The sequence below is a fragment of the Sutcliffiella horikoshii genome, assembly GCF_021991925.1.
In the GTDB taxonomy this organism is placed as follows: domain Bacteria; phylum Bacillota; class Bacilli; order Bacillales; family Bacillaceae_I; genus Sutcliffiella_A; species Sutcliffiella_A horikoshii_F.
The window spans coordinates 12,471-38,259 of the sequence record NZ_RXZI01000003.1 but is presented as its reverse complement, the minus strand read 5'-3'; the positions used below and the strand labels follow the sequence as shown (position 1 = coordinate 38,259).

Below are 25,789 nucleotides of genomic sequence, written 5' to 3'. Positions count from 1 at the left end.
TAAAGATATGATAGAAAAGTTTGGGAAGGCAATCCCTCTTTTACATCTTGATTCCTGATGCATCTTACTATACTATATGTAATATTATAAATCGTAATAATTACTATTTTCACAAAATGAGGAGTGTTTCCTATGCTTAAATGGGTTATTGTTGGTGGAGGAATTCAAGGAATAACAGTAGCTTCCTTTTTACTTAAAAAGAAGAAGACTTCCACTAATCAGTTGCGAATTATTGATCCAAATCCAAATCCTTTGGATAATTGGAAAAGGTGTACATCCTCCATTTCCATGCCTCACTTGAGATCGCCTTCGGTTCATCACATTGATACAGAACCATTCAGCTTGCAGTCTTTTTCTAAAAAGGAACATAAGTATCATCCAAACACCGATTTTTACGGGAGATATAAAAGGCCATCATTGGAAATGTTCAATGACCATTGTGATCATCTGATGGAAGAATTAGATATCCCACAGTCTTATGTGGCTTCTAAAGTGAAGAATATCGAAAAGAAGGATGGGTATTGGAGGGTGCACCTGCAAAGCGGTGAGGTATTAGAAACGGAAAAGGTAGTGATAGCCATTGGAATAAGTGACCAATTACACCTTCCGGATTGGTCCAAGGACCTAAAACAGGATCATCCTAACTCTTTGTATCACGTGTTTGACAAAGACCTACCACTTTTGGAGAGTATGATAGCACCATTTATTATAATAGGTGGAGGTATTACCGCCACCCACTTAGCTATCAAACTGGCTTCCTTGTTCCCGGGTGAAGTGACTATGCTAAAACGTCATCCATTCAGAGTCCATGATTTTGACAGCAATCCAGAATGGCTCGGTCCTAAAAGGCGTCAGCCTTTTGTCCAAATAAAAGACTATGAAAAAAGGCGTAAAACCATAAGAGCAGCAAGGCATAAAGGCTCTATCCCCTCAGAATTGAGGAACAGACTTAGCCATTTAGTCCGAACTGAAAAATTGAAAATAGAGGATGGAACGGTCAAAGATTATAAGGTTCAACCTAACAAGGTAGAGCTGTTTTTAGACAATGGAGAATCAATAATAGGGGGGACCATTCTGCTGGCAACAGGATTTGAACAAGGGCTTCCTGGCAGAGAATGGCTAGAGCCTGTCATCAAACAAGAGAACCTTCCGTGTGCAAAGTGCGGCTATCCTATCGTTAACAACATGCTAGAATGGGCTCCAAATCTTTTTGTAAGTGGCGCTCTGGCAGAACTGGAAGTCGGTCCTATTGCACGTAATATCTCCGGAGCAAGAGTGGCTGCCAACATCATATCTTCCATTTAAATTAAAGAAGGATGACTCAAAATGAGTCATCCTTTCCCTTTTATTCAAATACTTTTTTCAAATCTTCTTTATCCTGCTCTAACCAGAATTTCATCAATCTTTTTGCACCTTCAAGATCGTGAAGCTTTGCCTGACCGCACTGCTTTTCATTGGCAGCCGGAATTTCTACGATCTGAACTGCATCTTTTAACGTGTCTTCCATCAAGTCGACAATTTCATCTACTGTTGGTTCGCCGCTTACCACTAAATAGTAGCCAGTTTGGCAGCCCATTGGAGAAATATCGATGATATCAAAATGGCTATACTTTTCCGCATGTGTACGGATATTAAATGCCAATAAGTGCTCCAGTGTGTGAATGGCATCTGGCTTCATCGCCTGTTTGTTTGGCTGGCAAAAGCGAATATCATATTTATTGACAACACCGTCTGTTCCTACTTTGTGTACTCCACAATGACGAACATAAGGAGCTTTAACCGCATTATGATCTAGTTCAAAACTTTCTACTGAAGGCATAATTGCACTCTCCCTTTATTAAAAGTTATTTACAGTATAACACAGATTTAATCCCAATTAAATTCATCTGATTTATACGAATTTAATAAATTTCTGGTTTCCCACATTTTCGATTATAATTTACTTGAGGTGACAGTATATGAAACACATCTTTTTATCCATAATACGTTTTTATCGAAAATTCATTTCCCCATTAACTCCACCAACCTGCCGTTTTTATCCGACGTGTTCCCATTATGGAATGGAAGCGATTGAGCGCTTTGGAGCAATCAAGGGCGGATGGCTTACAATAAAAAGAATATTTAAATGCCACCCGTTTCATCCAGGCGGCATTGATCATGTACCGGAAAAGAAAGAAAAAGCTTAACGATGCTCGTATCCGTTAACAACAAGATCCAGTTTTCCTGTGTGTGGGTCAATGACCAGTCCATGCACAGGTACTCCCTCTGCCATCAAAGGATGGTTGGCAATCATATCTACACTTTCACGTACACTTTCCTCCACGCTATCAAAACCTTTTAGGAAACCTTTCACATCAATGCCTGCATATTTCAAGTCATCAATCGTTTCTTTCGTAATTCCCCTTGCTTCCATCTTTTCTCGCATGCCTTCAGGATTGATTTTCCCCATTCCGCAATCGTGATGACCAACAACCAATACTTCATCTGCATTAAGCTCAAACACTGCCACCAATATACTTCTCATGATACTTCCAAATGGGTGAGATACAATCGCTCCGGCATTCTTTACGATTTTCATATCCCCATGCTTTAGGTTCATCGCTTTTGGCAAAAGGTCCATCAGTCTTGTATCCATGCATGATAAAACCACTAATTTTTTATCAGGAAATTTGGTGGTTTGGTATTGAATATACTCCTCTTTTTCCACAAAATCCGAATTATGTTCTAAAATTTCATCCAGTAATTTCATCTTTTTAACCTCTTTCTGAATAATAGTTTAGATTCCCTTCTTTCAATATGACAAACTCAAAACAAAATGACAATAAAAATAGCTTGTTTTCTTTTTAGGTTTTTAGTACTATTTTATATGTAAATCGTAAAGATTACGCTTTAAATAAGAAGGGAAGTTTATATTTTATGAAAAAGAAGATACCTGTAACGGTACTAAGCGGTTACCTTGGTGCAGGAAAAACAACACTGTTAAATCATATCTTATCAAATAGAGAAGGGTTGAAAATTGCGGTAATCGTTAACGATATGAGTGAAGTAAATGTGGATGCGGCACTGATCCAACAAGGGGGATTCTCAAGAACTGAAGAAAAGTTGGTAGAAATGCAAAACGGCTGTATCTGCTGTACTTTGAGAGAAGACCTAATGAAGGAAGTAGAGCGCCTTGTTGATGAAGGCAACATCGACTATATCGTTATCGAGTCCTCCGGAATAAGTGAACCAATTCCTGTTGCCCAAACCTTTACTTACTTAGATGAGGAATTTGAGATTGACCTCACAGAAAAGTGCCGCTTGGATGCGATGATTACTGTAGTAGATGGATTCCGCTTCTATGATGACTATCAATCCGGAGAAAGCCTCCTAGATCGAAAACAGGGAACGGACGAATCGGATATCCGTGAAATCTCTGACCTTTTAATTGATCAAATTGAATTTGCAGACATCCTTTTATTAAACAAAACAGACCTACTAGATTCCCGGTACGTAGTTGAATTGGAGGCGCTGTTAAGAAAATTAAATCCAGATGCCAAGATTATTAAAACGGTTAATAGTGAAGTAGAGCTAACGTCCATATTAAATACAGGGCTGTTCGATTTTGAAAAAGCAAGCCAAGCTGCTGGTTGGATCAAGGAATTGAACGAAGAGCACACCCCTGAAACCGAAGAATATGGAATATCCTCCTTCGTATACCGCCGCAAGAAACCATTTCACCCAGAACGGTTTAAGAACTGGCTCGATAACTGGCCTGGAAATATCGTCCGTGCGAAAGGCTTCTTCTGGCTTGCTTCAAGAAATGATATGGCAGGGTTGATTTCGCAAGCTGGTGCATCCATTATGATTCAAGGTGCTGGAGAATGGGTTGCAAGCTACAGCGAAGAGGAGAAAAAGCTAACATTAGAAGAAGAACCAGAATTGCTGGAAAGATGGGACGAAACATATGGAGATAGAATGACAGAACTTGTATTCATCGGCATGGAAATGGACCAAAAGCAAATTGAACGCTCATTGGACACTTGTCTCCTGACAGAAAAAGAAATGAATGGGGACTGGTCCAACCTCGCAGATCCCGTACCTGCTTTTATCGTAGACTAATTGTAAAAATTTTATAACATTTGTCTTTTTTGTTCTCAAATCGTAATTGTTACGATATAATGTGGTGGGATACAAAAAGAGAGGAGAAAACAATGAAAACTAAATCTATTTTTATCGCAATGATGTTAGTAGTTTTTACATTCCTTGTTGGATGTAATTCAAATAACCAGGCTTCTGACGGCAGCGAAAAGCTAAATGTCTATACGACCATCTTCCCTTTGGAGGACTTTACAAAGAAAATTGGTGGTGAACATGTTGAAGTGACTTCCGTATACCCACCTGGTGCCGATGCCCATACTTTTGAACCTTCTACAAGAACCATGAGCGAAATGGCTTCAGCTGATGCTTTCATCTACTCAGGAGTTGGAGCGGAAGGATTTGCTGATAAGGCAAAAGGCGTTTTGGAAAACGAGGACGTAAAGGTTGTTGCGGCTGGTCATGGAATTGAGCTTCGTGGTGAGGATGATCACGATCATGAGGAAGAAGCTCACAATGACGACCATGATCACGAGCATGAAGAAGAAGCTCACGGCGACGATCATGATCACGAGAATGAGGAAGAAGCCCATGGCGACGACCACGATCACGAGCATGAGGAAGAAGCTCATGGCGACGACCACGATCACGAGCATGAAGAAGAAGCTCATGGCGACGACCACGATCACGAGCATGAAGAAGAAGCTCATGGCGACGACCATGATCACGAGCATGAAGAAGAAGCTCACGAGGACGATCATGACCATGAGCATGAGGAAGATGGACACGAGGGACACGACCACTCTGATGGAGACCCGCATGTATGGTTAGATCCTACTCTATCCATTTCACTTGCTGAAAATATTAAAAATGCGCTTGTGGAATTAAAGCCTGAAGCAAAAGAGGACTTTGAGGCAAATTTTGAAACACTGAAAGCCGACCTTGAAGAATTAGATGCAGAATTCAAGGAAACAGTCGATACTGCAAACACGAACAAAATATTAGTTTCCCATGCAGCATACGGTTATTGGGAGCACCGCTACGGATTGGAACAGATTAGCGTGACTGGCTTATCTCCAACTCAAGAGCCTTCTCAAAAACAACTGACAGAAATCATCGATACTGCAAAAGAGAATGAAATCCAATATGTCATCTTTGATCAGAACATCAGTGGCAAAATTGCTGAAGTCGTGAAGAATGAGATAAAGGCTGAAGCACTGGTACTTCATAATTTAGAGGCATTGACAGAAGAAGATATTAATAACGAGGAAGATTACTTCAGCTTGATGCGTCAGAATCTAGAGACGTTGAAGAAGGCGTTGAATTAATCACATAAGAAACCAGGTGGCCTAAGGGCTTCCTGGTTTTTTTGTGCACTCCATTAAAAAAGCTACCTCCAAGGCGACAAACCCACCTTAGAAGCAGCACACTAACCTATTCTCCCCTCAATGCCTCACAAAACTTTTCCACTTTCCGTTCATCAATTTCTTTTCCTATCAAAATAATAGAAGGCTTAACTTCAGTATTATCAATCCTATTAAGCACAAAAGTAGAAGCGGCATATTGGAATTCATATAATCCAGGAGTTTCATCTAGCCGGACGATACCTTTGGCCCTCACCACCTGTTTAGATAGTTTCTTTAATTGCTTTTCCAATACAATACGGTTAATCGGCTCTGAATAGGTTACTTTTACCGCTTCAATGTGGTGGTGATGATGGTGGTGATGGTGGCCGCCATGGCTATGATCATGTCCTCTGACCTTCCCCTCTCCCACTTCTTTCATCTGCATTCGCTTTTCCAACAGTATTTCCAATGGCACCTCACCATGGCTCGTCCGATAGACCGGTACATGGTCCTCTAACTCATCGGCGAGCTTTGACTCCACTTTAATGAGCTCCCTCTCCGAAACAAGATCCATTTTATTCAACACCAAAAGATGGGCAGATGTGACTTGTTCTTTCAACAAGCCACGTATTTCTTTGGAACTGCTGAAAAAGCTCTGATACTCAAGATAATGACTTGCATCCACAAGACTTATCATCGACTGCAACTCAAAATGCTCCATATAGATTGGTGTTAATAAGACATCTTTAATTTCAAGGGGGTTCGCAACACCCGTTCCTTCAATAATTAACACGTCCACCTTTTCACCCAAATATTGATCAAGCGTAGACTTCAGATCATCTTGAATGGTGCAACAGATGCATCCATTCAGTAATTCCACCACCTTCTCCCCTTTAAAAAGATGATCCTCTACATTTTCATCCCCAAGTTCATTGAGGATGATTCCAGGTTTCATCCCCTCGTTTTTAAAGTGATTCAACATATGTAAGAGTACGGTCGTTTTCCCGCTCCCCAAAAATCCACTGATAACATAAACAGGTATCCTTTTGGTCATTATATACACTCCTATCGTTCATCCTATTATCCTACTACCCATTATACAATTGCTTTAAAAGTAAATAAAATCGGAATACAAATCGTAACCATTACGCTTTTAATTTTATAGCTTAATCTTTGTTCCTTCAAGCAATATGGTGCTTCCTGTTAAAAGGGGCATTTCTTTTAGCAAAATATGCATAATAAGTGGAAAAATGTGGACCATAACCATATAAACCAGCGTGAAGGGACGTAGCCATATGGATGATGTAGTTATTGCAAGATCATTGTTTGGGACCACTATGGGATTTCATATCATTTTTGCCACACTTGGGGTGGGTATACCGTTGATGATCTTGATAGCGGAATTGATGTATCAAAAAACGCAGAACCGCGAGTATGCCATCATGGCGAAAAGATGGACAAAAGCAAAAGCAGTGCTACTTGGAGTGGCCATTCCAACCGGTACCATCGCAGGCGTACAGCTTTCCCTTTTATGGCCCGGGTTCATGGAGGTCATTGGAAAGGTTATGGCCCTTCCATTTCAGATTGAAATCTATGCTTTTTTCATCGAAGCATTATTTATCTCCATCTACGTCTATGCAGCGGATAGGATATCCCCCTGGATGAGAATATTCAGCGTGACGCTTGTTACCATCGGGGCTGCGGCTTCAGCAGTGTTGATCACAAATGTACATGCCTTTGAAGGGACACCAGCAGGATTCCGGATCGAAAATGGACAGATTGTCGACGTGGATCCTTGGGCGGCATTTTTCAACCCGAGTTTTGTCGTGACGGCCGCACATGTCGCCGTTTCTGCTTTTATGACAGGTGCATTTGTTATTGCTTCTGTGGCTGCCTATAAAATGTTAAGAAACAAACACAATGAGCGAGTGTATAAATTTCACCGCAAGGCGTTGATTATGGGACTTGTGGTAGGAGGAATCTTCTCGTTCATGACAGCAATCAACGGGCATGAATCCGCTCAGCTATTGCATCAATACCAGCCGGAAAAGCTTGCTGCGGCTGAAGGACTTTTTGAAACACAATCCCATGCACCCCTTGCCATCGGCGGATTCACTGATCGGGAAACAAAAGAAGTGAAATGGGGCGTTGAAATCCCCTGGGCGTTGAGCTTTTTGGCGGATGACCGCTTTGATACGGTGGTAGTGGGATTGGATGATTTCCCTGAGGAATATTGGCCACCATTATTTGTCCACACGCTTTTCAATGCGATGGTTGGAATCGGTTCATTATTAATACTGCTCTCCTTGGTCGGATTCTTTTGGAGCAAGATCTTGAAGAAACGTACTTTTCCAAAATGGATGATGTGGCTATTTGTTGCAGCAGGGCCTTTGGCTGTATTGGCCATAGAATTCGGTTGGATATTTGCTTGTACAGGAAGACAGCCATGGGTCATCTATCGCGTCATGTTAACAGAGGATGCTGTAACGGGCAACCAGAACCTTGCAGCTTTATTTTTAGCATTTGCAGGGATTTATGTTTTACTGGGAACTGCAGTAGTTCTTGTTTTACGCTACTACTTCAAACGCCATCCGATTGAGGATGAGCTTGATGAAATCCCCCCATCACCTACTGGGGTCCAGGCCTAAGGGAGGTTTACCTGCATGACAGATGTGATATTGGCAATTACCGTCCTATGGGGATTCATCTTCATTTATGCGGTAATGGCAACGATGGATTTTGGGGCAGGATTCTGGTCCATGCTCTATATAAAGAATGAGAAGACCAATGCGACCAACATTGCTAACAGGTATCTTTCCCCAACCTGGGAAGTGACAAATGTCTTTGTCGTCGCTGTAGTAGTGGCCATCTACAGTTTTTTCCCAAGCGCCGCCTACACGCTCGGCACGGTACTTCTGATACCGGGCAGCATCATTCTTTTATTGCTTGCTGTTCGAAGTGGATTTCTTGTCTTCTCACACATTGTGGATGACTACCACAAACCGTTGACGTATGTTTCAGGAATCAGCGGTTTTATCATTCCGGCTTTTCTGATCCTGGTATTACCGATTACACATGGGGGATTTGTGGACAACATAGATGGGGTTGATACTTTGATGCTCGGACGTTTGCTGACGAGTCCTCACGCCCTTTCTTTTATTCTTTTTGCAATAAGCAGTACGCTGTTCCTTTCCTCCCTTCTATTGGCGGATTTTTCAAAGGTGGCAAAAGATAAGCATGCCTACGAAATTTACCGAAGAGACGCGCTCATCCTCGGACCTGTTTCTTTGCTTGGCGCCCTCCTGATCATGATTACCATGCGCTATGAGGCAACCTGGCTTTTTAATGGAATGATGGATTATCTGGTCTGGTTATTCCTTTCGGCTGCGATGTTTGTTGTGACAGGTGTCGCCTTGGTTCTACCTGGAAAGAATGGATGGACTGGCCTCCCGCGTCTCGGTGTGGTATCGGCTTTCTTTCAGTATGCACTTGCAAGTTATGCATACGGGAGGGCACATTTACCATACATCATTTATCCCAATGTAACTATCCAGAATGCTTTTACAGACCCAGCTTCCTTCCGGGCACTTTTCATCACCTATATCATCGGATTCGTCATTCTTTTTCCAGGATTCATCTACTTTTGGAGACTGTTCATGAAAGATGAAAGGTATATTAAGAGTGAAAATTAAGGCTAGTGGACATAAATGTCTACTGGCTTCTTCATTTTCGAATATTCCCAAGCACCTTATGTATGGAACTCCACGATCTCTTGCAATAAAAGACTGGCTTGTTACTTTCTTTCGCTTTTTGCTTGATCACCTTGGCCAGATTATGATTGATATAATCTGTCAGTACCAGAATGATATCAATATGCTCTGGTATTGATCTTTTTACCACTTGCACTTTTCTTCCATCAATATGTAAAACATCTTCAAACCCTTGAGTTAACAGTTTCTCGTGGATATTCCCTAAGTGATCTGCACCAACTACCATTAATGAAGCCATTTCCATTCATCCTTTCTTTAATTGAGAACGATTCTCTTTTGTTACCATTATAATAATTGAGAATGATTCTCTTTGTCAATAACTTTTGAAATTATACCTATTTTTTAAAACTAAGTATGAAAAGTTTTCTCTGGTCAATATTAAGAAAGTATCTTCTGTACAAAAAGGGAGGACATAAAAGATGGCAAGAGACGTTGAAGTGTTATGTGAGGTTGAAAACTGTAACTACTGGGGCCAAGGAAATCGTTGCCAGGCAGACGCTATTTATGTAGTGAGCCATAAAGGCAATACGGCCCATGATACAAAAGACACTGATTGCAAAACATTTAAACCTGCCCATTAATTAGGTAGATGTAAAAAAAAGAAACCCAAGAGCTACGTGGCAGGTAGCTCTTGGGCTTTTCAATGTTTCTTAATAAATCTTACTGAATACCACTGCTTTCTCTCGATAAATTCCTTCTAAAAAACCATTTCATGACCAACCCATGTTTTGGGGATAAGAAAAATGTCAAAACGAACAAAATCCCTGCCATGGAAGCCATTGAACCCGATATGGACACATTAAACAAATATGCAGCATAATAGCCAAGAACCGCAGATGCAATACCTATAAGCGCACTCAAACCAAGCATGACACTCAGTTTATCTGTCAATAAGTAGGCGCTGGCCCCTGGTGCAATCAGCATCGCAACCACCAGGATGGCTCCCACACTGTCAAAGGAAGCAACCGTCGTAATGGAAAGCATCCCCATCAATAAATAGTGCATAAACATGACCGGGATTCCAATCGCAAGGGCCATCTCCGGATCAAACGCACAAATTTTCAATTCCTTATAAAAGAAGATGATGATTGCCAGGTTAATCACCAAAACCGTGCCCAACATCCAGACCGCTTTTGGACCAAGTTCCATCCCACCCAGCACGAGGGTGTCCCATGGCACAAATGCAATTTCGCCCATCAAGGCATGGTCTACATCCAAATGGATACGTCCCGCATATAAGGAAAGAAGGATGACACCCAATGCAAAGAGGGAAGTGAATACTACTCCGATGGCTGCATCGGATTGGACACCTGATGAATGAAGTAGCTGAACGAAGAATGCCGTCAACAACCCAACAATCAGTGCGCCAACAAACATATAGATCCCTTCTAGGCTACTCGATACCAAATATGCTCCCACTATTCCAAGCAACACCGTATGGCTTATGGCGTCCGCAAGCATCGCCATGCGTCTCAGTATAAGGAAACAACCGGTAATCCCACAAGTTATTCCAACAAGTGATCCAGTGAGGATAATCCAGCCTTCATAACTCATAACCGTCCTTCACTTCCTTTCATCGTGGAATGAAAGCCAGCTGGACCCAGACTTTTCTTTTTCCTATACAAAAATAAGCCATTGGGTTCCCTGCCAAAATCCCTGAGTAACGCCTTCAGTTCATCTAGGATTTCTTTAGGCCCCTCCAACAGATCCATGCTTCCTTCTCTCCATTCCGATACAGGAAACTTACTTTCAAACATAAGATACATATCCAGCAACCTATTTTTCAACACTATATCATGGGCCAGTTCCAGCCCTAGTTCTGTCAGCACAACTTGCTTGTCTTCCATCTCTTTAATTGCGCCTTCCCTCTTCAACCCTTTTATCACCGAAAGATAATTGGTGGAAGTAATGGGACGAACCTCCGTGATCTGATGATAGGAAAAGCTCCCCATCTCTCTTCCTTCCGAGCTTTTCAGTCTCGCTTCTGTCAGTTCATACAGACTGGAAAGGATATTCTCCCTTGTAACCAACCTTTTCACTCTCCACTGCTTCAAGAACTTCGGCAGCAGCCCTTTTTTGGTTCCAAATAAAAGGGATATGATAAAAAGGATGGTCGCAGCCATAATGATTAGTGGCCCTGTTGGCATTCCCCTTGAAAGGGTACTTAATAACGTCCCGACCACGCCCGATATTCCACCAACAAGTCCTGCCAAAATAACCATATAATCAAGCCGCTCTGTCCAGTACCTTGCAGCGATGGCAGGAGTGATCAGCATGGCAGCCATCAAAATGACCCCAACCGCCTGTAATCCGATGACAACCGCCCCTACAATCAATGTCATCAAAAGGCCGTTTAGCCATTTCACCGGTAAGCCCAAACCTTGCGCAAACTGCGGGTCAAAAGTAATCAGTTTCAGTTCTTTGAAAAGAAGAAAGGTAATGAATATCAAGACGAACGCTATCACACTGATAATTTGCACATCCGTCCCGACGATGGCTGCCGCTTGCCCGAAAATAAAAGAGTCAAGACCAGCCTGGTTGCCTTTTCCATGATGTTGGACATATGTTAAAAGGACAATCCCAAAACCAAAAAACACAGAAAGGACAAGCCCGATTGCAGTATCTTCCTTGATTCTTGAATGCTTAATGATCGCCTGAATGCAATAGGTTCCTATCAGCCCTGAAATGGCAGCACCGATCATAAACCAGGACATCGACTTTGCTCCATATATAAGAAAGGCAATACAGATGCCAGGCAAGGCCGCATGTGCCATCGCATCCCCTAAAAGGCTCTGCTTCCTTAAAAGCGCGAAGCTCCCAAGCACCCCGCTCGCGATTCCAAGTAGGATGGTCCCGATTAACACCCATTGTACATTCGGATCTTGTAGCATATATAGAAATGTTCCCATACTGTCACTCCTATTGTTCGACAATGGCCTGATTTTGATCTAAGAACGCTAATCGTCCACCATACGTTTTTTGTAGGTTCTCTATTGTAAACACTTCTTCCGTTGGACCGATGGCGATCTTTCTTAGGTTAATCAATAACGTCCAATCAAAATACTCTTTCACCGTTTGCAGATCGTGATGAACAACCAGCACCGTCTTCCCTTGGGACTTCAGCTCGTTAAGAATGGTGATGATCGCTTTTTCCGTGGCGGCATCGACCCCAACAAAAGGTTCATCCATAAAATAAATGCTCGCATCTTGTGCAAGTGCTCTTGCCAGAAAGACACGCTGCTGCTGCCCGCCTGAAAGCTGGCTGATCTGCCTTGTCGCATATTCACGCATCCCGACTTTATCCAAACACTCATATGCAAACTCGATATCCTTCTTGTTAGGACGTTTCAACCAGCCGATATGACCATACCTTCCCATCAACACAACATCTAGAGCATTCGTCGGAAAATCCCAATCCACCGACCCCCGCTGTGGCACATATCCAATTAGTTTTCTCTGAGATTTATAGGATTTTCCGTATATGGTGATGTTACCTGAAGCTATTGGTATCAATTCCAAAGCCGCTTTAATCAAAGTGGATTTCCCGGCTCCATTTGGGCCGATGATACCAATTAATTTTCCTTCCGGTACACTGAAGCTAATTTCTTTCAAAACAGGTTTACGATGATAGGCTACTGTCAGATTTTCTATTTTCACTGGCTCCATTTTCGTTCACCTTTTCCTTTTTGTTCTGTAAAATCTTTTACGCCCCTGTAACTCCTGTTGCCTTTCGAGCCATGTGTTTTTCCTTATCCTACGGCGTGTGCTTGAGCCCCCTCACTAGCTTCAGATATCTCAAGCTACTCCCGCTGGAGTCTCACACCTTGCACTTATAGGCAACAAGGAGTTTTTTAGCTACTGAATAGCTTTATAAATTCCTATTTCAATGCGGCAACGATTGTATCAATGTTATGTCGGAACATCCCTAAATATGTCCCCGTTTCTGTTCCTTCTGCACCCATGGCATCAGAGTAGAGCTCTCCACCAATAACAACCGTGTGTCCCCTGCTCTCGGCTCCTTTTACAACAGCATTGATGCTATCCTCGGAAATACTGCTTTCCACAAACACCGCTTTTATGTTTCTCTCCACCAGGAGGTCCACAATGGATCGCACATCATTCAAGCCGAACTCCGCATCCGTACTCAACCCTTGCAAACCGGTAACTTCCATTCCGTATGCCTCACCAAAATATTTAAATGCATCATGTGCTGTAACGAGTACCCTGCTCTCCTCAGGTATTGTTGCAATTTGCTCTTTCGCATAAGTATCCAATTCCTCAAGCTTCTGAATATACTCCTCTGCATTTTCTTCATAATAGGCGGCATTTTCTTCATCTAGTTCAATCAAGGAATCTTTCACTTCTTCTACTGCGTGCAACCAAAGAGAGATATCAAACCAAACATGGGGATCCAACTTCCCTGCCTCCTCTTCATCATTTAAGAGCAGATCTGTGGATATGGATTCCGCAACAGCAATTGTTGGTTTATCTTTGGACATTTTATTCAAAATGTCCCCCATTCTCCCCTCTAGTCTAAGCCCATTATAAAAAATGATATCCGCATTACTGAGTTTACGCAGATCTCCTTGTGAGGCCTGGTACAAATGGGGATCAATTCCCGGACCCATCAGGCTCTCTACCTGTACCTTATCTCCGCCAATATTTTTTGCAATATCACCGATCTGGGCAATTGTCGTGGTAACCTTGATGGTGTCATCCTCGTCTGTTCCGGCCTTGGCGTTACAACCCGCCAGACCTAATACAAGTAATCCTAAAAGCAATAATTTAATCCAAATTGATTTCACTTCCTACCCTCTCCTTTTAACTCTATTTATATTGCTCTAAGTAACAAAAGTTTCTCTAATGCAATTTTTATGGTAAAAAAATACACACATTCCCACTAACTCCTAGACCAATTTATGCAGTAATCAGCAAAATGGTGCGACCAAACTTGACCAAACACATTAATTTAAGCCACAACTCAAAAAGTTGCCCTCATACAAAACTTAAACCCTAAGCAAACTTTTGTCAAGAACGAAAAAACTGAAAAAATAAAAAAAAGGGGTCAGACCCCCAAAGGAATTCCTCGTTCCTTGTCGAATCTAAATAAAGTTAACGAGCAAAAGCCCACTGGAGTGCCAGTGGGCTTTTGTATTAATTTCTCTTTCATTTTTTCGAAAAAATTTACTTTTTTTGTTTATGGTTATGTTTCTTGCATTCTGAAAGTTTGAATCCTTGTACTGATCTCTTTGATATACTCTTCGTCCACTATATAACCTATACCAGGTTCGGTTGGCACTTCCACTTCCCCATTTTCCACCACAACTTCAGGGATTGTTATATCTCTCTTCCAGTACCGACTGGATGCAGAAATATCACCTGGGATAGTAAAATTCGGAAGGGAGGCCAAAGCAATGTTGAATGCTCGCGAAATACCCGTCTCCAACATTCCCCCACACCAAACAGGAATATCACTATTTTCACACAAATCATGAATCGCAATGGCATTGGTCAAGCCGCCAACCCTCCCGATCTTAATACTCATTACTTTGCAGCTGCCAAGCGCCACGGCATTTTTTGCATCCTGCAAGGAAACGATGCTCTCATCCAAACAAATGGGGGTAGATAATCGCTTTTGGAGTTCGGCGTGCTCCACTATATCGTCTGCTGCAAGCGGCTGCTCAATCATCAGCAAGTTTAATGTATCCATTGAAGCTAACCGATCTGAATCTTTAAGCGTATAGGCAGAATTAGCATCGACAAGTAAAGCAAGCTCCGGATAAGCCTCCCTGATCATTTTAAGGACTTCCACATCATTGTGGGGCTCTATTTTCACCTTCACCCGTTCATACCCTTCTTCTAGACGCTTCCCTATTGTAGAAAGCATCCTTTGTGGAGAGTCGACACTTACGACAACTCCTGCCTTCACCGAGCTTCGCACTCCGCCTATATACTCCGATAACGACAACTCCGAACGCTTGGCAAACAGGTCCCATACCGCCATTTCCAAGCCTGCTTTGGACATTGGATTTCGCTTGAAAATTTGGAGTGCAGCATTCACATCTTCGGGGCGATGCCAATCCCCCTTCAATATGCATGGAATAAAAAATTCCGTCAACATATGCCAAGCGGTTTCAATGGTCTCTTCTGTGTACCATGGAGAAGAGAAAGCCACTACTTCCCCCCAGCCGCAATAACCATCAACATCTGTCACCTTCACCAAGATGCTTTCTCTTTCTTTTACGGTTTCCAGGTGAGTGCGGAAGGGTTGGACAAGTTCCATGGATGTCAAAAACAGCTCAACCTTCTCAATCCTCAAAGATACCATCTCCCTCCGGCACCAACTTCAATAGCTCTCTGCGCATCAGTTTACTGGAAGCATTCCTTGGCAGTGCCTCCACCAAGTAAACCTGCTTTGGCACTTTATAGCCTGCCAGGCGCTCCTTCAAGAAAAATTGCAATTCTTCTTTATCAATCAACCCGAACTCATTTATCACGACGAATGCTACAGGAACCTGCCCCCAACGATCATCATGAAAACCTGTCACCCCTGCCTCTTTTATCAAAGGGTGAGAAACAAGTACCGCTTCTAGTTCTGCAGGATACACATTTTCCCCACCTGAAATAATCAAATCACTTCGCCGGTCCACCACAAACAAAAATCCTTCATCATCCACATAACCCAGGTCTCCGGTATATAACCAATTATCCTGAATCGAATCCTTTGTGCCTTCCTCCCGGTTATAGTATCCAGGAGTCACATTCGGTCCTTTCACAACAATCTCACCCGTCTCACCAGGAGCAGCCTCCTGCCCATTTTGCACGATTTTTAACTGGCAAGGAAACAACGGTTTACCCGCTGATCCCAATTTGGAAATAGCAGAGTCGGGAGAGAGCGTGACAATCTGGGAGCATGTTTCTGTCATACCATATGTCTGATACACAGGGATGGCTTTATCTTGGCACTCTTCTAGCATCGATTTGGGCACCGGGCCTCCTCCCACAAGCATGCAACGGAAAGAAGAAGGATACGTGTCAGTTCCAAGCCTCTCTAATAACGCACGGAGCATCGCACTTACCACAGACACAATCGTTACATTCTTCTCCATTAAATCCCGATGGACTGCTTCCACATCAAAGCGCTTATGGATAATGACCTTCATGCCATAAACGACACTCCTCATCAAAATGGACAAGCCACTGATATGAAACATTGGAACGGCCAATAACCAAGTGTCATTCTCATGAAGGCCCAAATTCAGCGCAGATCCGGTAGCACTCCAAAAATGATTCCCATATGTCTGTTTAACGCCCTTGGGAAAACCTGTCGTGCCACTTGTGTACATGATCGTATCCGTTTCATCAAGATTGAACTCTTCGACCACACTAATAGGTCGTCCATTCAGAGAAACCAACCTGCTAAACGGAATGATTCTCCCCGGTTCAAAAACATTTGATAAGGAAGCCTCATTCTTATCTTCCACCAAAATAAAGCGCGATGCCGCATCCTCCACTTGAAACGTTAATTCCTGCGCTGTCAATCGCAAGTTATGTAAAATGGAAATCGCCCCAATATTCTTCAAAGCAAAAAGCAATTCAACGAATTCCATGCTATTACTCATAAAAACAGATATCCGATCGCCTTTTTCCACTCCCAATTCTGTTAGCTTTTCCGAAAGCTGAATCGATTTGATGAAAAGCTCCCCAAACGTAACTTTTCTATCATCCATCTCAACTGCAATCCGGTCGGGAGTTAAAGCGGCCCGTTTCATCAAAAAATTTGGCAATGCTGTCATCTATCACAACCTCCTTTCACCAGTTTTCCCATAAAAAGAAGAGCAATCCAAAAGCCAAAAGCTCTTAGATTGCCCTCCCAAAAGAAGATTCAAATGTATTAAGGGAAACGCGGGAACTGTCCAAAGTCTGGCTTTCTCTTTTCTTTGAAAGCGTCACGACCTTCTTTTGCCTCTTCCGTCGTATAGTACAATAATGTTGCATCTCCAGCAAACTGTTGAATTCCTGCCAATCCATCTGTGTCGGCATTCATTGCAGCTTTTAGGAAACGAAGTGCAGTCGGGCTATTCTCGAGCATTTCTTCACACCATTGTACTGTTTCATCTTCCAAACGCTGCAAAGGAACAACCGTGTTCACAAGACCCATGTCAAGTGCTTCTTTAGCATCATATTGACGGCATAGGTACCAGATTTCACGAGCTTTCTTATGCCCTACGATACGAGCAAGGTAACCAGAACCGTAACCAGCATCAAAGCTACCCACTTTTGGCCCAGTTTGTCCGAATCGTGCATTGTCAGCAGCGATTGTCAAGTCACACACTACATGCAATACATGTCCGCCACCAATTGCCCATCCCGCAACCATTGCCACAACCGGCTTAGGAGTTACACGAATGAGACGTTGTAGATCAAGGACGTTCAAGCGAGGGATTTCATCCTCCCCTACATATCCACCATGTCCGCGAACCTTTTGGTCTCCGCCTGAACAAAACGCCTTGTCCCCTGCACCAGTTAAAATGATTACTCCAACACTGGAGTCGTCTCGTGCATATGCAAATGCCTCAATCAATTCCATTACCGTTTTCGGACGGAATGCGTTATGTACTTCCGGACGGTTGATTGTAATTTTTGCAATCCCGTTATATGTTTCATATAAAATGTCTTCAAACTGTTTTGGACCTGCTATCCATTCTCTTGCCATGTCTGTTTCCTCCCTAAATAAATTAGTTCGACAAAAACTCACTTACTATTTTACCAAACTTTCGTGGTTTCTCCACATGAATTGCATGTCCCGCTTCACTTATTTTTATAAAATGCGATTTTTCTATCCTTTTAATCATTTCCTGAGCAATCGAGACAAACTTCTCATCCCACTCGCCTGCTGTTAAAAGAACCGGGAACCTGATCTGTGTAAGATGCTCCCAGTAGGATGGCTGAATCCCTGTACCCATCCCGCGAAGGCTATTGGCCAGACCTATAGCGGAGTTGTCCATTCTCTGCTCATAAATTCCCTTGCGTTTACTCTCTGGAAGAACTTTTTGGGACTCAAACAGTGGAATATTCGACCAGAATTCCACGAAGGACTGGAGCCCTTCTCCTAGAATTTTTTCAGCAAGCTTCTCATCTGCCTGTTGCCTTTTCGAACGCTCCTCATTCGTTTTCAGACCTGGCGAGGAACTTTCCAACACTAGTTTTCTCACGAAAGAAGGATAAGAAATCGCAAAAGAAAGCGCTAAGCGCCCTCCCATGGAGTATCCATATAGAGATACTCTTGAAATACCTAGTTTATCAATTATTTCTTTTAAATCAGCCGTTGCATTTTCAATGTTATACCTTTTTGGATCCATCGGTATATCAGTTTTCCCATGCCCAAGTTGATCTATCAAAATGAAAGTAAAATCCCCTGAACCAGGAAATCCTGAAATCATCTCCTTGAAATTAGAACCTCTTCCTGTAAATCCATGCAACATAAGGACGTGATGTTCGCCATCACCTATCACATCGACATGATAGGTTACCCCGTTAATTTTCATCGAATCTCGTCTCCATCGACAAAATCATTTCCTGGGAAACATTTTTCCACAATTTCCGATGGAGGGCTTCGTTTTCTTCCCGATTTGTTGGTACTTCAATAACCTTCAATCCATCACTGTTTAAAGAATCGACCATCGCACCCTTAAAATCATGCCAATTAGATGCAAGCGTGTATTTCCCATCATACAGCTTCACGGCATGCTTATAATCCATATGTGTCGGTGTCCCAAATAATGCCTCAAAATGTTGCTCTACTTTTGACTGTGGAAGGAAAGAAAAGATACCCCCACCATTATTGTTTATCAGAACAATGATTACGTTTAACTTTTGCAATTTGGCAGCAAGCAATCCATTCATATCATGATAGAAAGACAAATCACCGATGACCAGTACGAGATTTTCATAGACAGTACTTGCTGCAAGTGCTGTCGATACTACACCATCAATCCCATTTGCCCCTCTATTCGCCAGCACCGTCAATTTTTTATCCTCACAATGCAAGAAGGTATCTACATCTCGTATCGGCATGCTGTTTCCTACAAAAATAGCGGACTTATTCGGAAGTATCTCCTGAAGCTCTGTTATGACCCTTCCCTCGAACATATTATCCACTTTCTCCGCTAATAGAACCATTTTGGTTTTATCATTCCATGATTGGATAGAATTCAGCCATTCACTGGTCCGACGAGGTTCCAGCTGGGCATTCACCCTCTCACAAAAGTGAGCTTCTTCCGCATGTATCATATAGTTTGCTTGAAGTGTTGGATCTCTCCAACCACCATCCCCGTCCACCACAATGTGAATAGCATTAGTGGCTTTGCTTATGTATTGCATCAAAGATTTGGACACAGGCATCGCACCGAATCGGATAATCACTTCCGGTTGCACCTTTTCTTTCACCTCATCCGAACGAAGAAAGGCATCATATCCCTCCATAATGGTAACCTTTGAATGGGTACCTGTCCTTAATCCAGACAAAGGATCTGCAAAAATCGGATACTGCAGAGATGCTGATAGCCTTGTAATGGCTTCTGTGAAAGCTTCCACCTTTGATTGGGGCAACTCCCCACAAACAATGACCCCTCTTTTTCGTTCGTTCAATAACTTTGCAAAATAAGAAGCTCGATCATCAGAAATGGAATAGTCGCCAACACTGACTTCCACGATGGAATCATTATTTTCCTTATATTTAGACCATAGATCCACTGCTTCTAAATCTGGGATTAATGGTTCGCGAAGTGGAAAGTTAAGATGAACCGGCCCACCAGGAGCACTCAGGGAAGTTCCTGCTGCCCGTGCAGCCATGTTACGAGCATAGCGGACCATTGCTCTAGTATCCTGAGGAAGGGACATTTCCACAAACCACTTCACATAATCCCCATACATTTTCAACTGATCAATAGCTTGTGGAGCCCCCACATCCCGGAGCTCATGAGGCCGGTCAGCTGTCAGGACAATCAAAGGTAACCTTGATTGAAAGGCTTCCACAATCGCCGGATAGTAATTAGTGGCTGCGGTTCCGGATGTGCAAAGGATGGCCACGGGTTTATCGCTTGTCTTCGCCAGGCCGAGTGCATAAAATGCCGCTGAGCGTTCGTCGATTAAGACAGTAACTTTTAGGTCCGGATGCTCTGCCATTAAAAGGGCAAGAGGGGTGGAACGGGATCCAGGGCTGATGATCACATTTTCCAACCCGCTTTTTACTAATTCGTCTACAAATGCCGCAAGATAATAGGTCATGTCGTTTGTTGCATTCATTGTGTCAAACTGCCCCCTAGTGCTGATAACATTGGTCGGAATTTAATCTGGGTTTCGTTGTATTCGCTCTCCGGATCGGAATCTCCGACAATCCCGCATCCTGCAAATAGAGAGGCTTCGCTTCCCTGCAAAAGTCCGGAACGGATAGCCACAATGAATTCCCCATCTTCCTTCCAGTCCATCCATCCAAGTGGTCCCGCATACCAACCCCTATCCAACCTCTCCACTTCCCTTATCGTCTCCAAGGAGATATCTTGTGGGAATCCCCCGAGGGCTGGAGTAGGATGAAGCAATTTCACCAAGTCCGCTATGCTACTATCCTCTTTTACTTTTGCCTTCACCGGGGTATGAAGATGCTGAATATGCTTCATTTTATACAGGTTGGGCTCAGATGGTGTGCTTACCTGTTCGCAAACTTCCTCTAAGGATGCACGTATCATCTGGACGACTAGATCATGCTCATGCATGTTTTTCTCATCTGTCAGTAGCGCTTTACCAAATTGAACGTCTTCTTCCATGGTTGCGCCACGGGCAATCGAACCTGCCAAACACATGGATTCGACTTTACCACTTTGTTTTTTTACTAATTGCTCGGGAGTTGCTCCTAAAAAGCAGTCCGTCCCTCTTTCAATTGTAAATAAATAACTGTTCGCCTGCTCTTCCAAGAGATTTTGCAGAACTGGTGTGACATCTACTTTGTCTTGAAAAAGTACACGGAGTTCTCTCGCCAGTACGACCTTATCCATCTCGCCTTCTGTAATTCGCTTCGTTACTTCCGAAATGGATTCCTTCCATTCAACAGGATCCATTTCCAAGCATTTTACAATGGACGTGGTTTTGGCATGCTTAATAGAAGAGACATTCAAAAGCTCCTCTTCCATTCTGACTAATTCCTTGAGTGAGGCTTCCTCACAATTGTTTAAATAATTGACCGTAATATATGTTTGATTCTCTATTTTCGTAAGCATAAATGTCGGTAAAATGAAAAGAGCATCGGCAAACTCATCCCAGAGCCCTGTCTTTTCTTTTTTTGGATCAAAGGAAAAGCCACCATAGCAGACTGGCCCTACATTCGGTGATTCACTTTTGTATACTGCAGCTTGTATAAAACGCTTCCATTGATTTTCAATGTGATGATACCTGTCTTCTTCTCCATTTGCAGTGAACTCTGCTGTTACTCCTGCACCAACCTGCATATGGGAATGATCTGGGTTGGACCAGAAAAAGCGCTGTCCCGGAAAGAACTGTTCACACTTCTGAAAAAATTGCAGGGGATCTAGCTGTTCCACTTTTTTCGTATAACTTATTAAGACCGACTGGTTTATCGAGGTCGCTCTTGTTTTCGCTTCCTCCCATAAACTCACTATATGGTTATATGGTATTGTAATCATGTAAGACTCCCCCCGAGGCCTTGTTACCGCAAGACTTTGTCTCTCGAATAGCTTCCTTAAAGATACACCTCAAAACCTTTTTATGTCAACAAAATGAACTGTTTTCTTTCGAGTTTCTTCCTTATAATATTACCATGTAAATTCTTCCTTTGTTTCTTCTGAAAAACCGTTGACACCCTTTGTCCCTTTACATACACTTATATTGTATTTATAATAGGCTCTTTTCTCAAAGATTGTTGTATTCACTAGGAAAAAGTCGGCAATTGGACTTTTTACTGCATACTTACTCCAGACATGCAGGGAGTTTATTCCGTATTGCAGGGAAAAGAGCACGACAGTAAGGAATATAAAGGATATTCTCAAAATACGTTAAAGCAACAAAGTTTACGAAAATAGCTTTATAATGTAACGTTTTCGCTTTTCCCATGGCTATTTCAGTATAGCCCTACTAATAGATGGAGGGGTCATAAATGCAACCTCAGACAATACAAACAGAGACAAGCTTTCAAGCACCTACTGAGAAAAGATGGAAGGTGTGGTGGAACTTGCTTCGACCACATACCTTGACCGCGGCTTTTGTACCGGTATTCATAGGGACGGCACTCGCACTATATGACACAACTATAGACTGGCCACTATTTTTTGCCATGTTGATAGCAAGCCTTTTAATACAAGCTGCCACGAACATGATCAATGAATACTACGATTTCAAAAAAGGGCTGGATAATGAAAACTCGGTCGGGATCGGCGGCGCAATAGTCCGACACGGCGTCAAACCTGAAACCGTTATCCGCTTAGCTTTCCTATTCTTTGGAATAGCCACGTTACTTGGAGTATTTATCTGTATGAATACCACCTGGTGGTTGGCAGTGATCGGGACGGCATGCATGGCAGCTGGGTACTTTTATACAGGAGGTCCCTACCCTATTGCCTATACCCCATTTGGAGAGATTGTAGCAGGATTCTTCATGGGATTTGTCATTATCCTGATTTCATTCTATATCCAAACTGGTGCGATTACAGGTACTGCCATGCTGATTTCCATTCCTATTTCCATTCTTGTCGGAGCAATCCTTCTGGCAAATAATATCAGGGACATAGTCGGTGACAAAGAAAATGGGCGTAAAACAGTCGCAATTCTTCTTGGACGGAAAAACGCGATCATCCTACTGGCAGCAATGTTCATTGTTTCCTATGCACTTATTGTGCTCTTTATCGTTTCCGGATACGCATCCTTCTGGTTATTATTAGTTTTCCTATCGATCGCGAAACCACTTTCTGCAATCAAAGGTTTTACAAATAATAACAGCAACGTAACGATGATGCCTGCGATGGTGGCCACAGCAAAAACCAACACCATTTTCGGCTTTCTACTTGGAATCGGATTGCTTGTAGGATACTTTATCTAATCAACAAGAAGCTGACACTTAATCGTGTCAGTCCAGTGTGTAGACAAAGTATAATCTTAATGAAATATGCAATACCCATGTTGATCGTAGTGGAAGGCGCACAGACTCCCGCGGGAGGAAGGGACAGGTAAGACCCCTGAAGCGGTGTGAGGAGGCTTACGGACCGCCCGCAGGAAAGCGTAGCGCCTGGAACGAAGAACAAAGATAATGCAAAACTAAAGATGATTAGAGTTTGGCAACAGTCTAAAGCTGACACTTAAACGTGTCAGCTTTTTTTAATTGGCAATCATGTTTTTCAAAGGGAACGTTCATAATACAAATAGACAGGTATTTGAAAGGAGTCTATTTATGATATCCCCTGATAAAATAAACCGTTTAAAGCAACAGCTAGAAGATACAAAAAGGGAACTTCAAACCCACCTGGACCAAAATGACCACTACCAGCTTGAACAAGAACATCCCTACGAATCAGTAAGTGAACTCTCTGCTTACGATAACCATCCAGGAGACCTTGGTACCGAACTGTATGAGCGCGAAAAGGATATTGCCCTAAATGAACATGCTGAAAAAGAAATGAAAGATATTAATCACGCCCTCCAAGCAATGGCTGAAGGGACTTATGGTAAGTGTGAGGTCTGCGGAAAAGAGATCGATGAAGAAAGACTCGACGCCCTTCCTACTACCACTTATTGCAAGGAACACAGCCCAGACCAAGTCGTCTCCCATGACCGTCCGGTGGAAGAAAAAGTACTGATGCCGCCATATGGGCGTTTTGAATACGACGAGTCCGAAGGGGTTGCTTTTGACGCAGAAGACACATGGCAAATTGTGCAACGCTACGGTACATCGGAATCACCATCCGATTTCTCGGATGATGTGGAAAACTACGACCGCACATATGTGGAAAGCGAAGAAAATGAAGGGTATGTTGAGGACTACGAAAACTTTGTAGGCACCGATATGTACGGACAAAATGTCACCGTTTACCCATCCATCAAGCACGAGGCCTATGAGGATGCCCTAGATGAAGAAGGAATCATGACATCCTTCGGAGATTTACACGGGTATGAAAAGGATCCCTATACAGAATAAAAAGGTAAGGCCGCCTCTATCACAACGAGGCGGCCTTGCTTATTTTTGTGGATAGGTTTCTTTTAAAAACGCAACAGACTGGTTAATTAACGCTTTCAATACATTCTCATCAATATCAGCAACCTTATTTATATACACACAAGCCTTACCGGTCGTATGCTTCCCAAATTCCTTCAGCAGTTCCTCCCTTTTCGAATCACCTGTCGCAAAATAAAGACTTATTTTCGCTTTCCTAGGTGAAAAACCTACTAATGGTGCATCCCCTTCATGGCCCGTTGGATATTTGTAATGATAGGAACCGAACCCTATTATACTTGGCCCCCACATTTTGGCCTCATACCCTGTCGTTTCCGTAAAAATAGCTAAGAGCTTATAAGCGTCTTCCCGTTTCTTTGGACTATCCACTCCTTCAATAAAATCTATTACACTGCTATCTGTTTCTTTTGTTTTCAACTCATAAGCCACCGTTGTTCCTCCTTTAGAAATCATTCTATAAAAGTAGTTCCACAAACCAGCTGACTTTTCCTTTTCCTTCAGCAAAAATAGGCACCACTTCCTTCCTGCATCAATACATTATCATAGGCCGTTACCACACGAGTTTTTCTAAAAGTGAGGGATATGAAATGTACTACCGAAATATTTTATCCAAGGAATGGGCTATTTTCCTAGCTGAATGCTGTCAGTTAGCCTACGATCAATATCACCAGAATGGCATCTTTTCCATTCCACCTGGTTTTGAGTTGATGAAAGAATTTAAGGGGGTATCCTTCCATAGCTTAGAATGGTTCGGTTTCGTTTTAGAAAATGAAGATGCCATTATCATTACATTCAGAGGCACCCAGACGGATCCCGACTGGATAGCTGATGCCGAAATATTTCAGAAACCATTTCCGTATTGCCAAGCGCAACCTCTTGTCCATGGTGGCTTCCTTTCCGTTTATGAATCCATGCGGGAAGAGCTTCTGAGCCTTCTGAAAAGCCTGGACTCTTCTAAAAGCCTTTTTGTGACTGGTCATAGTCTCGGCGGTGCACTGGCCACCCTATTTTCTTTGGATTGTGCGTTGAACACGGACTTCTCAGCGGTCTACATCTACACATATGGCGCTCCAAGGGTTGGCGACGAAGCATTTGCCAATCTCTTCAACGAGACTGTTCCCGCATCCATCCGTTTCGTGAACCTGGCTGACTTGGTTCCATTTGTTCCACCGACAAAAGTCGTCGCCCCCATCAGCAAAAAAACCTGGCACTACAAACACACCCAAACACCATCACGCTTCCTGCTAACACAAGGCTCCATCGTCAAAAACCACAGCATCGAAACCTATATCAAGGCAATGAAGGAAAAGTTGTAAAAAAAAGTTCAAAAGGGGGTCAGACCCCCAAAGGATTTTCGTTAC

General features: G+C 42.8%; 25 protein-coding genes. 10 read left to right on the top strand and 15 right to left on the bottom strand.

Annotated elements, in window-relative coordinates; all coding sequences use genetic code 11:
• The first annotated feature begins 132 nt into the window (after positions 1-132).
• The gene (locus tag EKQ44_RS09815) at positions 133-1,305 is read left to right on the top strand and encodes an FAD/NAD(P)-binding protein (RefSeq protein ID WP_237663366.1); all 1,173 of its coding nucleotides are present in this window, start codon (positions 133-135) and stop codon (positions 1,303-1,305) included.
• A gap of 40 nt (positions 1,306-1,345) precedes the next feature.
• Here the strand turns inward: EKQ44_RS09815 and EKQ44_RS09810 are convergent, their stop codons facing one another.
• The gene (locus tag EKQ44_RS09810) at positions 1,346-1,819 is read right to left on the bottom strand and encodes an S-ribosylhomocysteine lyase (RefSeq protein WP_237663365.1); all 474 of its coding nucleotides are present in this window, start codon (positions 1,817-1,819) and stop codon (positions 1,346-1,348) included.
• Positions 1,820-1,958: 139 nt separating this feature from the next.
• Between EKQ44_RS09810 and yidD the strand changes: the two genes are divergently transcribed.
• The gene (gene yidD, locus EKQ44_RS09805; protein WP_237663364.1) at positions 1,959-2,186 is read left to right on the top strand and encodes a membrane protein insertion efficiency factor YidD; all 228 of its coding nucleotides are present in this window, start codon (positions 1,959-1,961) and stop codon (positions 2,184-2,186) included.
• On the opposite strand, the gene EKQ44_RS09800 is transcribed toward yidD, so the two are convergent.
• Complete coding sequence (locus EKQ44_RS09800; RefSeq protein WP_237663363.1) at positions 2,183-2,749, bottom strand: beta-class carbonic anhydrase; 567 nt, start codon at positions 2,747-2,749, stop codon at positions 2,183-2,185. The genes yidD and EKQ44_RS09800 overlap by 4 nt on opposite strands.
• A gap of 167 nt (positions 2,750-2,916) precedes the next feature.
• On the opposite strand from EKQ44_RS09800, the gene EKQ44_RS09795 reads away from it, so the two are divergent.
• Positions 2,917-4,101 carry a GTP-binding protein gene (locus tag EKQ44_RS09795; protein WP_237663362.1) on the top strand — a complete coding sequence of 395 codons (1,185 nt, stop codon included), beginning with the start codon at positions 2,917-2,919 and terminating at the stop codon, positions 4,099-4,101.
• Positions 4,102-4,193: 92 nt separating this feature from the next.
• Positions 4,194-5,405: a metal ABC transporter solute-binding protein, Zn/Mn family gene (locus EKQ44_RS09790; protein ID WP_237663361.1), complete on the top strand. Its 1,212-nt coding sequence runs from the start codon at positions 4,194-4,196 to the stop codon at positions 5,403-5,405.
• Between the two features lie 106 nt (positions 5,406-5,511).
• Here the strand turns inward: EKQ44_RS09790 and EKQ44_RS09785 are convergent, their stop codons facing one another.
• A complete protein-coding gene (locus EKQ44_RS09785) occupies positions 5,512-6,477 on the bottom strand; it encodes a CobW family GTP-binding protein (protein WP_237663360.1) in 966 nt (321 codons plus the stop codon).
• A 241-nt stretch (positions 6,478-6,718) separates the two neighbouring features.
• On the opposite strand from EKQ44_RS09785, the gene EKQ44_RS09780 reads away from it, so the two are divergent.
• Together EKQ44_RS09780 and EKQ44_RS09775 are read left to right on the top strand one after the other, a co-directional pair.
• Entirely contained in the window at positions 6,719-8,071 is a 1,353-nt protein-coding gene (locus tag EKQ44_RS09780) for a cytochrome ubiquinol oxidase subunit I (RefSeq protein ID WP_237663359.1), read from the top strand.
• Between the two features lie 15 nt (positions 8,072-8,086).
• Positions 8,087-9,115 (top strand): cytochrome d ubiquinol oxidase subunit II, encoded by a 1,029-nt coding sequence (locus EKQ44_RS09775; RefSeq protein ID WP_237663358.1) that lies wholly within the window; start codon positions 8,087-8,089, stop codon positions 9,113-9,115.
• 31 nt (positions 9,116-9,146) lie between these two features.
• Here EKQ44_RS09775 and EKQ44_RS09770 read toward each other — a convergent pair whose 3' ends face one another.
• Positions 9,147-9,431 (bottom strand): DUF2325 domain-containing protein, encoded by a 285-nt coding sequence (locus tag EKQ44_RS09770; RefSeq protein WP_237663357.1) that lies wholly within the window; start codon positions 9,429-9,431, stop codon positions 9,147-9,149.
• A 181-nt stretch (positions 9,432-9,612) separates the two neighbouring features.
• Here EKQ44_RS09770 and EKQ44_RS09765 point away from each other — a divergent pair, with 181 nt between their 5' ends.
• A complete protein-coding gene (locus EKQ44_RS09765; protein WP_065240314.1) occupies positions 9,613-9,774 on the top strand; it encodes a DUF1540 domain-containing protein in 162 nt (53 codons plus the stop codon).
• A 79-nt stretch (positions 9,775-9,853) separates the two neighbouring features.
• Here EKQ44_RS09765 and EKQ44_RS09760 read toward each other — a convergent pair whose 3' ends face one another.
• The 10 genes from EKQ44_RS09760 to EKQ44_RS09715 all read right to left on the bottom strand — a co-directional run bounded on the left by EKQ44_RS09760 (position 9,854) and on the right by EKQ44_RS09715 (position 21,891).
• On the bottom strand, positions 9,854-10,747 hold the full coding sequence (locus EKQ44_RS09760; RefSeq protein WP_237663356.1) for a metal ABC transporter permease: 894 nt from the start codon (positions 10,745-10,747) through the stop codon (positions 9,854-9,856).
• Complete coding sequence (locus tag EKQ44_RS09755; protein ID WP_237663355.1) at positions 10,744-12,102, bottom strand: metal ABC transporter permease; 1,359 nt, start codon at positions 12,100-12,102, stop codon at positions 10,744-10,746. Before EKQ44_RS09755 ends, EKQ44_RS09760 begins: the two co-directional genes overlap by 4 nt.
• A gap of 10 nt (positions 12,103-12,112) precedes the next feature.
• Complete coding sequence (locus tag EKQ44_RS09750) at positions 12,113-12,859, bottom strand: metal ABC transporter ATP-binding protein (protein ID WP_237663354.1); 747 nt, start codon at positions 12,857-12,859, stop codon at positions 12,113-12,115.
• Positions 12,860-13,071: 212 nt separating this feature from the next.
• Positions 13,072-13,998: a metal ABC transporter solute-binding protein, Zn/Mn family gene (locus EKQ44_RS09745; RefSeq protein ID WP_237663353.1), complete on the bottom strand. Its 927-nt coding sequence runs from the start codon at positions 13,996-13,998 to the stop codon at positions 13,072-13,074.
• 398 nt (positions 13,999-14,396) lie between these two features.
• Positions 14,397-15,512: an o-succinylbenzoate synthase gene (menC, locus tag EKQ44_RS09740; RefSeq protein WP_237663352.1), complete on the bottom strand. Its 1,116-nt coding sequence runs from the start codon at positions 15,510-15,512 to the stop codon at positions 14,397-14,399.
• Positions 15,502-16,989: an o-succinylbenzoate--CoA ligase gene (locus EKQ44_RS09735; protein WP_237663351.1), complete on the bottom strand. Its 1,488-nt coding sequence runs from the start codon at positions 16,987-16,989 to the stop codon at positions 15,502-15,504. Before EKQ44_RS09735 ends, menC begins: the two co-directional genes overlap by 11 nt.
• 98 nt (positions 16,990-17,087) lie before the next feature.
• Complete coding sequence (gene menB / locus EKQ44_RS09730) at positions 17,088-17,909, bottom strand: 1,4-dihydroxy-2-naphthoyl-CoA synthase (RefSeq protein WP_064097428.1); 822 nt, start codon at positions 17,907-17,909, stop codon at positions 17,088-17,090.
• A gap of 22 nt (positions 17,910-17,931) precedes the next feature.
• Entirely contained in the window at positions 17,932-18,741 is an 810-nt protein-coding gene (gene menH, locus EKQ44_RS09725; RefSeq protein ID WP_237663350.1) for a 2-succinyl-6-hydroxy-2,4-cyclohexadiene-1-carboxylate synthase, read from the bottom strand.
• Positions 18,731-20,500, bottom strand: a complete 1,770-nt coding sequence (gene menD, locus EKQ44_RS09720; protein ID WP_237663349.1) for a 2-succinyl-5-enolpyruvyl-6-hydroxy-3-cyclohexene-1-carboxylic-acid synthase — start codon at positions 20,498-20,500, stop codon at positions 18,731-18,733. Before menD ends, menH begins: the two co-directional genes overlap by 11 nt.
• Positions 20,497-21,891, bottom strand: coding sequence for an isochorismate synthase (locus EKQ44_RS09715; protein WP_237663348.1), 1,395 nt, complete (start codon positions 21,889-21,891; stop codon positions 20,497-20,499). The genes menD and EKQ44_RS09715 overlap by 4 nt, the downstream gene beginning before the upstream one ends.
• Positions 21,892-22,361: 470 nt before the next feature.
• Between EKQ44_RS09715 and EKQ44_RS09710 the strand changes: the two genes are divergently transcribed.
• Entirely contained in the window at positions 22,362-23,300 is a 939-nt protein-coding gene (locus EKQ44_RS09710; RefSeq protein WP_237663347.1) for a 1,4-dihydroxy-2-naphthoate polyprenyltransferase, read from the top strand.
• Positions 23,301-23,648: 348 nt separating this feature from the next.
• Positions 23,649-24,392: a TraR/DksA C4-type zinc finger protein gene (locus EKQ44_RS09705; protein ID WP_237663346.1), complete on the top strand. Its 744-nt coding sequence runs from the start codon at positions 23,649-23,651 to the stop codon at positions 24,390-24,392.
• 39 nt (positions 24,393-24,431) lie between these two features.
• On the opposite strand, the gene EKQ44_RS09700 is transcribed toward EKQ44_RS09705, so the two are convergent.
• Positions 24,432-24,881, bottom strand: a complete 450-nt coding sequence (locus EKQ44_RS09700) for a DUF1801 domain-containing protein (RefSeq protein WP_237663820.1) — start codon at positions 24,879-24,881, stop codon at positions 24,432-24,434.
• Positions 24,882-25,015: 134 nt separating this feature from the next.
• On the opposite strand from EKQ44_RS09700, the gene EKQ44_RS09695 reads away from it, so the two are divergent.
• Positions 25,016-25,744, top strand: a complete 729-nt coding sequence (locus EKQ44_RS09695; RefSeq protein ID WP_237663345.1) for a lipase family protein — start codon at positions 25,016-25,018, stop codon at positions 25,742-25,744.
• The last annotated feature ends 45 nt before the right edge of the window (positions 25,745-25,789 follow it).